Origin of the sequence: Horticoccus luteus, from assembly GCF_019464535.1 — a bacterium.
GTDB lineage: Bacteria > Verrucomicrobiota > Verrucomicrobiia > Opitutales > Opitutaceae > Horticoccus > Horticoccus luteus.
This window is the reverse complement of the sequence record NZ_CP080507.1, coordinates 3,773,703-3,788,200: the sequence shown is the minus strand read 5'-3', so window position 1 is coordinate 3,788,200 and position 14,498 is coordinate 3,773,703. Positions and strand designations below refer to the sequence as shown.

General features: G+C 64.7%; 13 protein-coding genes. 6 read left to right on the top strand and 7 right to left on the bottom strand.

Annotated elements, in window-relative coordinates; all coding sequences use genetic code 11:
• Window positions 1-5: 5 nt before the first annotated feature.
• On the bottom strand, window positions 6-737 hold the full coding sequence (locus tag K0B96_RS15350; protein ID WP_220161764.1) for an ABC transporter ATP-binding protein: 732 nt from the start codon (window positions 735-737) through the stop codon (window positions 6-8).
• 82 nt (window positions 738-819) lie between these two features.
• Here K0B96_RS15350 and K0B96_RS15345 point away from each other — a divergent pair, with 82 nt between their 5' ends.
• From K0B96_RS15345 to K0B96_RS15320, 6 genes are all read left to right on the top strand, one after another.
• Window positions 820-1,236 carry a Spy/CpxP family protein refolding chaperone gene (locus tag K0B96_RS15345; RefSeq protein WP_220161763.1) on the top strand — a complete coding sequence of 139 codons (417 nt, stop codon included), beginning with the start codon at window positions 820-822 and terminating at the stop codon, window positions 1,234-1,236.
• A gap of 84 nt (window positions 1,237-1,320) precedes the next feature.
• Window positions 1,321-2,562: a BaiN/RdsA family NAD(P)/FAD-dependent oxidoreductase gene (locus tag K0B96_RS15340; RefSeq protein ID WP_220161762.1), complete on the top strand. Its 1,242-nt coding sequence runs from the start codon at window positions 1,321-1,323 to the stop codon at window positions 2,560-2,562.
• Window positions 2,563-2,637: 75 nt separating this feature from the next.
• Complete coding sequence (locus K0B96_RS15335; RefSeq protein WP_220161761.1) at window positions 2,638-4,278, top strand: cbb3-type cytochrome c oxidase subunit I; 1,641 nt, start codon at window positions 2,638-2,640, stop codon at window positions 4,276-4,278.
• A complete protein-coding gene (locus K0B96_RS15330; RefSeq protein WP_220161760.1) occupies window positions 4,275-5,297 on the top strand; it encodes a cbb3-type cytochrome c oxidase subunit II in 1,023 nt (340 codons plus the stop codon). The genes K0B96_RS15335 and K0B96_RS15330 overlap by 4 nt, the downstream gene beginning before the upstream one ends.
• On the top strand, window positions 5,294-5,572 hold the full coding sequence (locus tag K0B96_RS15325) for a hypothetical protein (protein ID WP_220161759.1): 279 nt from the start codon (window positions 5,294-5,296) through the stop codon (window positions 5,570-5,572). The genes K0B96_RS15330 and K0B96_RS15325 overlap by 4 nt, the downstream gene beginning before the upstream one ends.
• The gene (locus K0B96_RS15320) at window positions 5,562-5,969 is read left to right on the top strand and encodes a cytochrome C (RefSeq protein WP_220161758.1); all 408 of its coding nucleotides are present in this window, start codon (window positions 5,562-5,564) and stop codon (window positions 5,967-5,969) included. Before K0B96_RS15325 ends, K0B96_RS15320 begins: the two co-directional genes overlap by 11 nt.
• A 61-nt stretch (window positions 5,970-6,030) precedes the next feature.
• On the opposite strand, the gene K0B96_RS15315 is transcribed toward K0B96_RS15320, so the two are convergent.
• The 6 genes from K0B96_RS15315 to K0B96_RS15290 form a co-directional block, all read right to left on the bottom strand.
• Window positions 6,031-7,107 (bottom strand): type IV pilus twitching motility protein PilT, encoded by a 1,077-nt coding sequence (locus K0B96_RS15315; RefSeq protein WP_220161757.1) that lies wholly within the window; start codon window positions 7,105-7,107, stop codon window positions 6,031-6,033.
• A 183-nt stretch (window positions 7,108-7,290) separates the two neighbouring features.
• Window positions 7,291-8,712 (bottom strand): type IV pilus twitching motility protein PilT, encoded by a 1,422-nt coding sequence (locus K0B96_RS15310; RefSeq protein WP_220161756.1) that lies wholly within the window; start codon window positions 8,710-8,712, stop codon window positions 7,291-7,293.
• 184 nt (window positions 8,713-8,896) lie between these two features.
• Window positions 8,897-10,195 carry an O-acetylhomoserine aminocarboxypropyltransferase/cysteine synthase family protein gene (locus K0B96_RS15305; protein WP_220161755.1) on the bottom strand — a complete coding sequence of 433 codons (1,299 nt, stop codon included), beginning with the start codon at window positions 10,193-10,195 and terminating at the stop codon, window positions 8,897-8,899.
• Window positions 10,196-10,278: 83 nt separating this feature from the next.
• Window positions 10,279-11,388 (bottom strand): calcium/proton exchanger, encoded by a 1,110-nt coding sequence (cax, locus tag K0B96_RS15300; protein ID WP_220161754.1) that lies wholly within the window; start codon window positions 11,386-11,388, stop codon window positions 10,279-10,281.
• 42 nt (window positions 11,389-11,430) lie between these two features.
• Window positions 11,431-11,838 carry a ribosome hibernation-promoting factor, HPF/YfiA family gene (gene hpf, locus K0B96_RS15295; RefSeq protein ID WP_220161753.1) on the bottom strand — a complete coding sequence of 136 codons (408 nt, stop codon included), beginning with the start codon at window positions 11,836-11,838 and terminating at the stop codon, window positions 11,431-11,433.
• Window positions 11,839-12,055: 217 nt separating this feature from the next.
• The gene (locus tag K0B96_RS15290; RefSeq protein ID WP_220161752.1) at window positions 12,056-14,449 is read right to left on the bottom strand and encodes a Tex family protein; all 2,394 of its coding nucleotides are present in this window, start codon (window positions 14,447-14,449) and stop codon (window positions 12,056-12,058) included.
• Window positions 14,450-14,498: the final 49 nt, after the last annotated feature.

Here is a 14,498-nt window from a genome sequence, read left to right as displayed (position 1 = left end):
GCGGTTCAGCGTTCCGAGCCGCCGGTGGCGCGGATGAACACGTCTTCCAAGCTCACGTCCGTCTCGCCGGCGGAGAATTGCGCGACGACGTCGGGCAAGGTGCCGGCGGCGAGTTTGCGTCCGCATTTCAAAATCAGCACGTGCGAGCAAACCTCCTCGAGCAGATGCAGGAGGTGCGAGCTCAGCACAATGGCGGCGCCGTCCCGCGCGCGTTTCAAAATCGAGTCCTTCATCCGGCGGATGCCGAGCGGGTCGAGGCCGGTGAGCGGCTCGTCGAAAAACATCACGCGCGGATGGTGCAGCAGGCCGCAGGCGATCGCGAGTTTCTGGCGCATGCCGCGCGAGAGTTCGCCGGGGAGTTCGTCGGCTTTGTCGGCGATTTCGAGTTCGTCGAGCAGCGGCGCGGCGATCTCTTCGTGCCGGTCCACGCCGTAGATGCGCGCGACGAAGGCGAGATGCTGGCGCACGGTGAGATAGTCGAAGAGCCGCGGTTCGTCGGGGAAAAACGCGAGGGCGCGTTTCGCGGCGACGGGGTCGAGGGCGATGTCGTGCCCGGCGATGCGCACCGTGCCGGCGGTGGCGGGGATGATGCCGGCGAGGCAGCGCAGGGAGGTGGTTTTACCGGCGCCGTTGGGGCCGACCAATCCGAGCACCTCGCCGGGCCGCACGCAGAAGGACAAGTCCTGGACTGCCGTGAAATCGCCGTAACGTTTACCGAGCCCGAGCGCTTCGATCATGGAGCGCGGAGCGTGGGCGCGTGGCAGCGAGGCGGCAAGCTTCACGCGTAACCGTCGGTGGGCGGTGGCGTCACGTTGCCCGATGAAAACATCCCCGAAACTCATGTTGTTAATCGCCGCGCTGGGCCTCGCGCCCATGGCGCCGTTGGTGCAAGCGCAGGACAATCCGGCCCCGGCGCCCGCGGCCGATCAGGACGCACATCCGGCGCGTCATGCGCGGCCGGACCGATTGAAGATGCTGACGGAAAAGCTCGATCTGACCGCCGATCAGCAGGCGAAAGTGAAGGCCGTGCTCGATGACGGTGCGAAGCAGCAGAAGGCATTGCACGCCGACGAAAACACGCCCCGGGCGGAGAAGCGCGACAAGGCGCTGGAGATCATGCTGAACACGAAGAAACAGATCCGCGCGCTGCTCACGCCGGATCAGCAGACGAAGTTCGACGCGTTGCGCGAAGAGCACATGGAAGGCCGCGGACGGCGGATGCATCACGCTAACTGAGCTGGCTGCGCCTCTCCGCCGCGCTTCATCCCGGGCGCGGCTTTTTTCTCGTCGCCCGGCGGGCGCGCGCCACGCTGCGCCGGCATGAGCGACTCGAAACACATCGCGGTGATTGGCGGGGGCGCCGCCGGTTTTTTCGCGGCGATCGTGGCCGCGGAGCGGCTGCACGCGGCGGGCGGCGGCGGGCGGGTGACGATTTACGAGGCGACGGCGCATCCGCTGGCGAAGGTGCGGGTGTCGGGCGGTGGGCGGTGCAACGTCACGCATGCGTGTTTCGAGCCGCGGGAGTTGGTGAAGCGTTATCCGCGCGGCGGGAGGGAATTGCTCGGCGCGTTTCACCGGTTTCAGCCGCGCGACATGGTGGCGTGGCTCGCCGAGCGGGGCGTCGAATTGAAGGCCGAGGGCGACGGCCGGATGTTTCCCGTGACGGATGATTCGGCGACGATTGTGACGTGTTTGCGAGAGGCGGCGGAGCGCGCGGGCGTGACGTTGCACACGTCGCTGGCGTTGCGGCGGGCGGAACGAAAGGAAGGCGGCGGGTTCGCGTTGACGTTGAGCGACGAAACATCGGTGGAGTGCGACCGGCTGTTGATCGCCACGGGGGGCAATCGCGGTTCGGCGGGCCTGACGATCGCGGCGGCGCTGGGGCACGCGATCGAGCCGCCGGTGCCATCGCTGTTCACGTTTCACATCGACGACCGGCGGGTCGAAGGCATCTCCGGCGTGGCGGTGGAAAACGTGGCGGTGCGCGTGGCGGGATCAAAACTGGCGGAGAGCGGGCCGTTGCTCGTGACGCATTGGGGGCTGAGCGGCCCGGCGATTTTGAAATTATCGGCGTGGGGGGCGCGCGAGCTGGCGGAGGCGAATTACGAATTTCAGATCACGGTGAATTTCCTTCCGCCGCACACGGTGGAGAGTTTGCGCGGGGAGTGGGCACGCGTGCGCAGCGAGCATCCGCGAAAACTGGTGGGCGGATGGTGCCCGCTCGGTTTGCCGCAACGGTTGTGGGAGAAACTGGTGACGGCGGCGGGGATACCCGCGACGGTGCAATGGGCGGGTGTGTCGGGTGAGGCGCTGGCGGCGCTGGCGCGGCAATTGACGGAGGCCGCGTTTACGGTGAAAGGGAAGAGTTTGTTCAAGGAGGAGTTTGTCACCTGCGGCGGGGTGCGTTTGCGGGAGGTGGATTTTCGCACGATGGAAAGCCGACTGTGCCCGGGGCTGCATTTCGCGGGCGAAGTGCTCGACATCGATGGGGTGACGGGCGGCTTCAACTTTCAATCGGCCTGGACGACCGGATGGCTGGCGGGGCAGGCGATGAGCGAGTGAACGGCGGACGCGTTTCCGCATCCCTTGACCTGGATCAAGGTTTTCAAAACCGCGCATCTGTAACCTAATCCTTTCATGTCACCCGTCCACGCCGCTCTCCTCGCGCAAGCTGCCGTCGATCGATCCACGATCTGGAGCGCGCCGGGGGTTCTTATCACGCTCGTTCTGATCCTGTTGCCGCTGCTGGTGGCGGGATGGTTGTTCCTGCTGCGCCTCGGCGCGCCGCGCGCGGCGGCGCAGTCCACCGACGAGGCGAACGACAGCCGGGGACCGGAAGGGGTGATCCACCATGTCGACCAGACGGGCGCGATGCGCGTGCTGCCCGCCAAGCGCAAAGCGATGAAGCGGCAGCCGGTGGAGCCGGCGTTTGCGCGGTTGATTCTGTGGTTCATCGGCACCTCGGTCTTCTGGCTGCTGTTTGGCACCACGGTCGGCGAGTATCTCGGCATCAAGTTCGTGTCGCCCGACGTGGATCACGTGAGCTGGCTGAGTTTCGGCCGGCTGCGGCCGGTGCACACCAACGCGGTGTTTTGGGGTTGGTGCTCCCTCGCGATGGTCGGCTTGAGCTACTACGTGGTGGCGCGCGTGAGCAACGTGCGGCTCGCCAGCCTGCGCGCCGGTTGGTGGACGTTGGGTCTCATCAATGCCGCCGTGACGCTGGGCAGCCTCTGCCTGATGGCGGGCATCAACAACGGCGGGGGAGAATATCGCGAATACATCTGGCCGGTGATGGCGCTGTTTGGCGTGGGCATCATCATCACCTTGATCAACTGCTGGGTGACGATTGCGCGCCGCACCACGCAAGAGATTTATATTTCCAACTGGTATATCATAGCGGCGATGATGTTCGTGATCATCATCTCCATTGTCGCCTATCTGCCGTTCTGGCAAAACGGCTTGGGCGAGACGATCACGCAGGGCTACTACATGCACCAAGGTGTCGGCATGTGGTTTATGATGCTGTTGCTGGGCCTGACCTACTACTTCCTGCCGCAGCAGCTCAACACGCCGATCTATTCCTACAGCCTGGGCGTGCTGGCGTTCTGGACGCAGATTTTCTTCTACACGATGATTGGCACGCACCATTTCATCTTCAGCCCGATTCCGTGGTGGCTGCAAACGGTGGCGATCGTCTGCAGCGGTGGCATGATTCTGCCCGTGGCGGCCGGCACCGCGAACTTTCTGCTCACGTTCAAGGGCAGCTTCCGCAAGGTGGCGAGCAGCTACACGCTGCCGTTCTTCCTCGTGGGCGTGGTCTTCTATTTCACGGGATCGATGCAGGGCACGGCGGAGGCGTTTCGTTCCACGAACCTGATCTGGCACTTCACGGACTTCACCGTGGCGCATTCCCACCTCACGATGTATGGCATCATCACGTTTCTGCTGTGGGGCTGCATCTACGCGGTCGTGCCACGATTGACGGGCCGCGAGCCGCCGCAGGCTTCCGTGGGCGCGCACTTCTGGATGGCGCTCGTCGGGCTGCTTTTATATACGGTGCCCTTGATGCTGGGCGGCACCCTGAGGGGGCTGTCCTGGCTGGAAGGCAAGCCGTTCATCGACAGCGTGGTGCTCATGGCGCCTTATTGGCTGTGGCGCGCGATCGGCGGCACTTTGATGTGGGCGTCGCACATTATATTTGCCTTCAACGTGTATAAAATGATTTCGGGCCGGGATAAATCGGGCTCGTTCGCGGAGATGGAAGGAGCGCAGTCATGAAGATTTTCGACAACCATCGCGTCCTCTTCGGCATGGTGGCCGGGATGTTCATTTTGCTCACGCTGCCGGTGGCCATTATTCCGGCGCTGGAGAATCAGAAGAATTTCGCCCCGTTGCCGAACAGCCGCGCGCTGACGGCCGAGGAACAGGCCGGAAAGAATCTCTACATCGCGAATGGCTGCGTGGCGTGCCACACGCAGCAGGTGCGGAACGTCCGCATGGATGAGCCGTGGGGATCGCGTCCGAGCATCGCGGCTGACTACGCGCGCATTCATCGCACGGATCTTTGGCGCAACACCGCGACGCTGATGGGCAGTGAACGCACGGGCCCTGATTTGACCGACATCGGCAACCGGCAACCGAGCGACACGTGGCAGTTGATGCATCTCTACAACCCGCGCTCGGTGGTCGATGCATCGATCATGCCGGCCTATCCGTGGTTGTTCGAAGAGAAGGCCGCCGCCGGACCCGGCGACTTGTCGGTGCCGGTGCCGGATGCTTTCAAACCGCGACCGGGTGTGACCATCGTGGCGCGGCCGGAAGCGCGGCAGTTGGTGGCGTATTTGCTTTCGCTGAAACAGACGCCGTTGCCGACGGGCGAACGTGCGCCGCAATTCCTCTACGCCGCCACGCCGGCCGTGGCCAACGCGGTGGCGGCGGGTCAGGGCGCGGAGGCCGCGGGCCCGGCGAAACTTGATGGCGCGGCGCTTTACGCCAGCAATTGCCAGGCGTGCCACCAACCGAACGGCGAAGGGTTGAAGGGGGCGTTTCCTCCGCTGAAAGGGAGCTCCGTGGTGCTGGATGATAGTCCGGAAAAAATGATCGGCATCATCATGAAAGGTTACACGGCGCGCGAGAGTGAGGGTTATCCGGCGATGCCCGCGATCGGCGTTCTTAACAAGCTCACCGCGCCGCAGATCCAGGCGATCATCAATCATGAACGCACGAGCTGGGGCAATCAGGCGCGCGAAGTTCCGCTGGAGGAAGTCGAGGCCATCCTCAAGAAGCTGACGCCATGAGAACGCGTGGTCTCCTTGCATTAAGCACTTTCTTCGTCAGCTCGCTCGCCTCGCACGCCTGCGAGATGTGCGGAGGCGCGAAACCGAGTCTCTTCACTGAATACACGCACGGAAAATCGCCGGGCGGGGTGTGGGACTATGTAATCGTCGTCACGATCGCCATCGGGACTTTCAGCACGCTGCCCTACGCTCTGCGGTGTCTGTTGCGCCCGGGGGAGCGCGCATCGACGCACATCAAGAATCTAATCATCAGTCAGGAGAATCATGGAGACTAAATGCTCGATCCGCGTGTTGCTCGACGACGAAAGCACTCCCTTGGGGGAGTTTTCGTCGCCCGTCACGTTCGATTTGGACACGCGCAAGCTCAGTGACGGTCCGCATGTGCTCAAGGTGCTCAGCACGGACTCCTCCGGGCAGACCGGTGTGCGGTTGATCCCGTTTACGGTGCGCAACGGCCCCGCGATTGATATCGAAGGCTTGAGTGCCAACGAGACCGTGGACGGCGATGTGCCGCTCATGATCAATGCCTACAGCAAGGGAAACCAGAAAAGTTTTATCATCTACGGGAGCGAAAGCCCCCGGGGAATTCCCGCGTGGATGATCATCCTGATCATCTTTTTCCTCGGTTGGGCGGTGCACTACCTGGTGAGTTATCTCTCGATGCGGACCTGAGGCGCACGGAGGGTGCCGCGCGGAGGCGGAGCGCGGCGCGGGCGCGGCGGATGCCGGACGATCAGTGGGCGCCGTCGAGCTCGCCGGGTTTGAGGAGCGGGGCGAAGAGGGCTTTGTTGGCGCTTTTCATATAGGCCTCCTTGGGCTCGATGGTGCCATCCTTGACGCGGGCCATGAGGCTGTTGTCCATGGTAATCATGCCGTCGTTGCCCGCGCTTTCGATGATGGCTTTGATATTGGCGATCTGGCCGCTGCGGATGGTGTTGGGCAGCGCCTCATGCGTGAGCAAAATCTCGTGGACGGCGCAGCGGCCCGTGGGAATGCGTTTGCAGAGGAGCTGGGCGACCACGCCGGAGAGGCAGCTCGCGAGCATGACGCGCACCTGGTTCTGCTCGTCGCCGGGAAAGGTGTTGATGATGCGGTCGACGGTCTTGGCGGCGTTGTTGGTGTGAAGCGTGCCGAAGACGAGCATGCCCATCGAGGCGCAGCCGAGCGCGAGCTTGATCGTTTCCATTTCGCGCATCTCGCCGAGGAGGAGGATGTCGGGGTCGTGGCGCATCGCGCCTTTGAGGGCGGCGCCGAAGGATTCGGTGTGCTCGCCGACTTCGCGATGGACGATGACGGATTTTTTAACCGGATGCACGAACTCGATCGGATCCTCGATCGTGATGATGTGTTTGCAGAGGTTCGTGTTAATATAGTCGATCATCGCCGCGAGTGTCGTGGATTTGCCGGAGCCGGTGGGCCCGGTGACGACGACGAGGCCCTCGTTGAGGTGGCAGAGTTTTTTCAGCGCGGCGGGCAGCTTGAGTTCGTCGAACGAGAGAATTTTGGCGGGTATCTGGCGAAAAACGGCGGCCTGGCCCCAGTGGTTGTAGAGGAAGTTGGCACGGAAGCGGGCGACGCCGGGGATTTCGTGGGCGAGGTCGAGGTCTTTGCGTTCGAGAAACTCTTCCCAGCGTTTGGCGGGGCAGATTTCCTTGAGGAGGGCCTCCATCGCGGGCGGCTCGAGGATGATGTCGTTGAGCGGCACGAGGGCACCGGAGGCGCGGATTTTGGGCGGCAGGCCGATGGTGAGGTGCAGGTCGGATCCGCCCTGCGCGAGCATGGCGGTGAGGAGATGGTCGAGGGCGGCCATGACGGTCAGAAATTAGCGGGGGAAAGAGGGTCCGGGCGGGACGCGGATGGCGACGGGCGCGGAGCGCGTCGGGGCGAGTTGCCGACGCCCGCGAGGCGAGCTTGGATGAACGAGGGAGGGTGCATCCGCGCGGAGGGGAAAGCGGGCGCGGGAGAGGATTCGAAAATCGGAGGCGTCATCGCTTCAGGTGATTTTATTGCGGAGCACGCGGTTGTTGAGGTTGGCGAGGGCGGTCTCGGCGGAGATCTGGCGGTCGTTATAGAGGCTGAAAACAACATTATCCATCAGGCACATCCCATCCTTCACACCGGTCTCCATCGTATTGCGCAGACCGGTGCTTTTGCCTTCTTTGATGAGGCTTTGAATCGCGACGTTGCTGACGAGGATTTCGCAGGCGAGCACGAGCGCGCCTTCGGGGGTGGGGAGCAGGCGCTGGCAGACGATGCCGCGCAAACTTTCGGCCACGCTGGCGCGAATCTGGGTTTGCTGGGAGGGGGGGAAAACGTCGAGGAGGCGGGTGAGTGTGGTGGCGGCATCGCTCGTGTGCATGGTGGCGATCACGAGATGCCCGGTTTCGGAGGCGGTGATGGCCATCTCGATGGTTTCGAGGTCGCGCAACTCGCCGATCACGATGACGTCGGGATCTTCGCGGAGGGCGCCCTTGAGTGCGGTGAAGAATGATTGGGTGTGCGGGCCGACCTCGCGCTGCGTGACGTTGCAACCTTTGGCGGGTTGCACGACCTCGATGGGATCTTCCACCGTGATGATGTGGTCGGTGCGCGTCTCGTTGAGGTAGGCGACCATTGAGGCGAGGGTCGTCGTCTTGCCGGAGCCGACGGGCCCGGTGATGAGGATGAGGCCGTTGTGGTAGGACAGCAGCTTGTGCAGGGTCGGGAGGTGGGCGGAGAAGCCGAGTTCGGGCAACGTGCGGATTTTTTCCGGCACCATGCGGTAGGCGCCCGCGACGCCGTCCTTATGGAACATGAGGTTGACGCGGTAGCGGTCGGTCGCGGTGATCGCGAGGGCGTAGTCGTAGTCTTGGCGTGCGAGAAAGGTTCTCTTTTGCCCTTCAGACAGGAGGGCGGTGTTGAGCCGCAGGGCATCGTCGGCGGTGAGGGAATAGTCGCCGAGGAAACTGAACCGGCGATTTTTGCGCAGGAACGGCCGCGAGCCCGTGCTGAGGTGCAGATCGCTCGCGCCATACCGCGCGGTGGCCTGCAGGAGACCGCGCAGGCCCGCGGCGAGCGCGGCGGGGTCGAGCGTGGCGAGGGTGGAGAAAGGAAACGACGGATGCGGCGCGGTGGGCGAACTTTTCGCAGGAGGCGGAGTGTCCGCCGGGCGGTGAGCGGCGGAGGCGGAGTCGAGTTCGGCGTCGTCGAAGGGATCGTCGGCGGGCGCGGACTTCTGGCCCTTCATCTGGGCGAGGCCGGCGAGTTTTTCGAGCGTTTCCACGTCGTCGACGATCGCGTCGTCGATGAGTTTTTGGGCGTAGTCCATCAGTTCGCAGCGATCGCCCAACGCGGTGCGCACGGTCTGCGCCTGGCTCCGCGTAAACAGGTTTTGGTCAAGGCCGAGGCGGACGAGCCAGAGAATCTCGTTATTCATAAGCGGGGTCGGGGGCTGCATCTTTTTCACGGGGGCGAGTGACGCGAGCCGCGAAATGGCGGAGCGAGGCGGGCGGCGACTGAGCCAGTGGCGACGGCCCGCGGCGTGGACGGTGCCAACGAGGACGCAAAAAAGCCCGCGGTCCAAGGGAGCCGCGGGCCGGGGAGACGAAGCGAAGCGTGCCTCAGGCTTTCGCGAGCGCTTGTTCGAGGTCGGCCTGGAGGTCGGCGAAATCTTCCGTGCCGAGTGAGAGGCGGACGTAGTCGGGCGACGTGCCCGTGGCGGTTTGCTCTTCGGCGCTGAGCTGGCTGTGGGTGGTGCTCGCGGGGTGAATCGCGAGGGACTTGGAGTCGCCGATGTTGGCCAGATGGGAGAACAGCTTGAGGTCTTCGATGAACTTGCGGCCGCCTTCGTAGCCGCTTTTGAGGCCAAACCCGAGGAGGCCGCCGAAGCCGCCGCTGAGGTATTTCTTCGCGGCGGTGTGGTTGGCGCTGGTTTTGAGGCCGGGGTAATTGACCCAGGCGACTTTGTCGTGGGCGGCGAGCAGCTCGGCGGTTTTGAGCGCGTTTTCGCACGTGCGGGGCATGCGCAGGTGGAGCGTTTCCAAACCTTGGAGGAGGAGGAAGGCGTTGAACGGGGAAACGCAGCCGCCGGTGTCGCGGAGGAGCTGCAAACGCATTTTGAGAATATAGGCGACGTTGGTGCCGCCCGTGGGCGGGAAGGCCTTGAACGCATCCCAGTGGACGAGGCCGTGGTAGCTGTGATCGGGCTCGGTGAAGCCGGGGAACCGGCCGTTGCCCCAGTCGAAATTGCCGCCGTCGACGACGATGCCGCCGATGGAGGTGCCGTGGCCGCCGATGTATTTGGTGGCGGAGTGGATGACGACGTTGGCGCCCCATTCGATGGGCCGGTTGAGCAGCGGGCTCAGGCAGGTGTTGTCGATGATGAGCGGGACGCCGGCTTCTTTCGCAATCTTCGCGACTTCCTCGATGGGGAAAATGTTGAGGGCGGGATTGCCGAGGCCTTCGCCGTAAAACGCCTTGGTGTTGGGCTTGAGCGCGCGGCGGAAGGCGTCCGGATCGAGGGCGTCAACGAAGTCCACTTTGATCCCGAGTTTGGGGAGGGTGTAGTGAAACAGGTTGTAGGTGCCGCCGTAGAGCTGGGCGACGGAGACGATGTGATCGCCGGCACCGGCGAGGTTGAGGATGGCGTTGGTGATGGCGGCCTGACCGGAAGCGTGGGCGAGGGCGCCGGATCCGCCTTCGAGGGCGGCGACGCGTTGCTCCAACACATCGGTCGTCGGATTCATGATCCGGGTGTAGATGTTGCCGAGTTCCTTCAGGGCAAAAAGGTTGGCGGCGTGCTCGGTGTCGCGAAACACGTAGCTCGTGGTCTGGTAGATGGGCACCGCCCGCGAGCCGGTGGTGGGGTCCGGCGACTGGCCGGCGTGAAGGGCTTTGGTTCCGAGTCCTTGAAGTTTCATCACGTGTGACCGTGGCGGAACGGGTCGTGGGGTCACGCCCGAAGCGCGCAAAATCACGGGCATGACACACTGGCGGGCGGGGGCTACGTCGCGGCGGGCAGAAAGAAAAAGAGCAGGCCGAAGATGGCGTAGAGGGCGAGGAGTTGCACGCCTTCGAGCCAGTTGCTTTCGCCGTCGCCGCTGATCTGGGTGGCGGCAAACGCGGCGATGACCACGGCGGCGATTTCGGGGAGCGTGAATTCCAGATTCAGCGGATGCAGAAAGAAGTAGCTGCAGAAGACGAGCACCGGCGCGACGAAGAGCGCGATTTGCAGGCTGGAGCCGATCGCGATGCCGAGCGCGAGGTCCATTTTGTTTTTCAACGCCATGGTGACGGCGGTGGAGTGTTCGGCGGCGTTGCCGACGAGGGCGACGATGATGATGCCGACAAACGTTTCGGTGACACCGAGGGAGTGGCGCGCGGCTTCGACGGCCCCGACGAGGAATTCCGACACCCAGGCGACGGCGCTGGTGGCGATGATGAGGACGATGACGGAGCGCCGGATGGTCCACGGGGCTTCGCCGTCGGCGGTCGCGTTTTCCGGGGCGGCGCCGGTGTGGCCGGTGTAGAGCTGCCGGTGGGTGCCGAGCGAAAAGATGAGGAGTGCGACGTAGGTCGCGAGGAGCACGCAGGCGATGGCGAGGGAGAGATTTTGCTCCGCGGCGGGCGTCCATCCGCCGGGATGCCGATCGGCGGTGTGGTGGAAAACGGACGGGATGATGAGTGCGCTGGCGGCGAGAATGAGCGCGGTGCAGGAAGCGCGGACCGCGGTTTTGTTGAACTGCTGGCTTTTGTGGCGGAGGCCGCCGGCGAACACGGAGGCGCCGAGCACGAGGAGGAGGTTGCCAATGATGGAGCCGGTGATGGAGGCCTTGACGACGTCGATCAGGCCGGCGTGGAGCGCCATCAAGGCGATGATGAGCTCGGCGGCGTTGCCGAAGGAGGCGTTGAGGAGGCCGCCGATGCCCTGGCCGAGACGATGCGAGAGTTGCTCGGTGGCGGAGCCCATCCACCCGGCGAGCGGGACGATGGCGAGGCCGGACGCGAAGAAGAGGGCGGTCTCGTGGCGCCAGCCGGGAACGTAGCGCAGGGCAAACGCGACGGGGAGGAAGACGAGCAACCAGTTGAGCGACGGACGGAGGAAGCGAGACATGGGGCGCGCGTCGGAGGGCCGCGACGGAGGCGGCAAGGCGAATCAGCCGGCGTCGCTCTCCGCGGCGGAGGTTTTGGGGAGGGGAGCGCCGAGGTCGACATCGTGCGGGTGATTGCGTTTGCCCTTCGAATCGGCGGCGCGTTTGCGGAGCATGCGGTCGAGTTTTTCGACGAGGAGGTCGAGGGACTTGTAGGCATCGTCGCTCTCGGCGCTGGCGAAGATGTCGGGGCCGCTGATTTCCATGGAGCCGCGGGCGATGAAGTGGGTGCCGGCGCTGCGGGTCTTGTCGTGGTCGAGATCGATGCGGATGCGGATGATGCGTTCTTCGTGGCGGAGAAGGCGTTCGGCTTTGCTGAGGGCCGCGTTGTGAAGGGCCTCGGTGAGGTCGAGGTGGAGGCCGCGAACGATGATCTTGGAGGCGAGGGTGGCGGGATCAGCGGAGGGTTTCATTAGGGAACTAGACTCGGCGAAAGCGAAAGCGTTGCGAGGAAAAGTGGGCCGCGGATTTTACGAGAATGGCGGTCGGTTTTGTTCTGGAGAGAGGGAGAACTTCAGCGCCCGGAGTGACACGCGGTCTTCGGCGAATGACGCGAAGACACGCGAAATTTCGGAGGGAGGCGGGGACGGACGCCGCGCGGCGGAGCGCGCGGCCCACCATGGCGGAGGATCAGGGTTTTTTGTTGAGGGCGGCGGAGAACCAGTCGGCGTTGAGCGATTGGGGCGGGCGGGGAGCGGCGGGGGAGGCGGGGCGCGCGGCGGATGGACCACCGCGTGCGGCGCCAGAGGTCGCTCGCGGAGCGGCCGCTCCGCCGACACGAGGCGCACGGGGAGCGAGGTCGACTTTGGAGCGCATCGAGAGCGCGATGCGTTTCCGCGCGAGGTCGATTTCCACGACGGTCACGTTCACGCGCTGGCCGGGTTTCACGATGGTCGCGGGGTCTTTCACGAAGGTGTCGGCGAGCTGGCTGACGTGGACGAGGCCGTCTTGATGCACGCCGATGTCGACGAACGCGCCGAAGTCGGTGACGTTGGTGACGAGGCCGGGAAGACGCTGGCCGGGCGTGAGATCTTCGGGGCGATTGACGCCGGCGGCGAAGGAGAACGTTTCGAAACGCTCGCGGGGATCGCGACCGGGTTTGGCGAGTTCGGCGACGATGTCGGTGAGCGTGGGCAGGCCGACGTCGGCGGTGACGTAGCGCGTGAGGTCGAGTTGCGCGCGGAGTTTGGCGTCGCGCATGAGGTCGGCGACGGTGGCGCCGAGATCGGCGGCCATTTGTTCGACGAGGGCGTAACGTTCGGGGTGAACGGCGCTCGCATCGAGGGGGTGCGCGGCATCGCGGATGCGGAGAAAACCGGCGGCTTGCTCGAAGGCTTTGGGGCCGAGGCGGGGGACGTCGCGCAGTTCGGCGCGGGAGGCGAACGGGCCTTTCTCGTTGCGGCGCGCGACGATCGCGGCGGCGGTGGCGGCGTTGAGGCCGGAGACGTAGCTGAGAAGTTGTTTCGAGGCGGTGTTGAGTTCGACGCCGACGGCGTTGACGGAGCTGACGACGGTGTCGTCGAGCGAGCGCTTGAGGGCGAGTTGGTCGACGTCGTGTTGATACTGGCCGACGCCGATGGATTTGGGGTCGAGTTTCACGAGTTCGGCGAGGGGATCCATGAGGCGGCGGCCGATGGAGACGGCGCCGCGCACGGTGAGGTCGTGGTCGGGAAATTCTTCGCGGGCGACGTCGCTGGCGGAGTAGATGGAGGCGCCGGATTCGTTGACCATCACGATGGGAATCGCGGGTGGGAGGCCGAGGGTGCGGACGAAGGTTTCGGTTTCGCGGCCGGCGGTGCCGTTGCCGATGGCGACGGACTCGACGTGGAAATGTTGGATGAAGCCGAGGAGTTTTTCACGGGCTTCGTCGGGGTGGCGGTCGGGGAAGACGACGTCGTTGTGGAGGAGTTTGCCCTGGCGATCGAGGAGGACGACTTTGCAGCCGGTGCGAAAGCCGGGATCGATGGCGAGGACGGCGCGCTGGCCGAGGGGGGCGGCGAGAAGGAGTTCGCGGACGTTGGCGGTGAAGACGCGGATGGCGGCTTCGTCGGCGCGTTTCTTGGCGTCGAGGCGCATCTCGGTTTCCATCGCGGGAGCGAGGAGGCGTTTGCACGAGTCTTGCACGGCAAGGCGGACGTGATCGGCGCAAGAGTAGGGAGCGGCCGGGGAGGAGCGGGGTGAGGGCACACCGCCGACAGGGGCGGAGGAGGCGTTTTTGAGGAAGAGGGGTTCGAGTTCGGCGAGGGCGAGGGTTTCGTCGGGGAGGGTGACGCGCATCATCAGGAACAGTTCTTTTTCGCCGCGACGAATTGCGAGGACGCGGTGGCTGGGGGCTTTGGCGAGAGGTTCGCGCCACTCGAAGTAGTCTTTGTATTTCGCGGCTTCGGTTTCCTTGCCGGGGAGCACTTTGGAGCTGAGCTCGGCGTCGCGTTGGTAAAGAGCGCGCAGGCGGGCGCGGGCGTCTTTGTCGTCGCTGATGCGCTCGGCGAGGATGTCGCGCGCGCCGGCGAGGGCTTCGTCGGTGGACGCGATCTGGGCGGGTTGGTTTTTGCCGTCGTCGGGCACGTAAGCGCGGCCGGCGTAAGGCTGCGCGGCGGCGAGGGGATCGGTGGCGGGATCTTGCGCGAAGAGCAGGTCGGCGAGCGGCTCGAGGCCTTTTTCTTTGGCGATGGTGGCGCGCGTGCGTTTCTTGGGGCGGAAGGGGAGATAAATATCTTCGAGGGCGGTGAGCGTGTCGGCGGCGGCGAGAGCTTGTTCGAGCGCGGCGGTGAGCAGGTTGCGCTCTTTGAGCGAGGCGAGGATGGTGGCGCGGCGTTCGTCGGTGGCGCGGAGTTGTTCGAGGCGGTCGCGGATCGCGGCGACCTGCACTTCATCGAGTTCGCCGGTGGCTTCCTTGCGGTAGCGCGCGATGAACGGCACGGTGGCGGCGTCGGCGAGGAGCTGGGCGGTCGCGGCGACTTGGTGGACTTGCAGGTGGAGCTCGGCGGCGAGGCGGAGGACGTGGGCGGGATCGGGGGTGGCCATCGGAAAAAAGAGCGCCGAGCACAACGCGCGGAGACGTTCGCGCAATCGC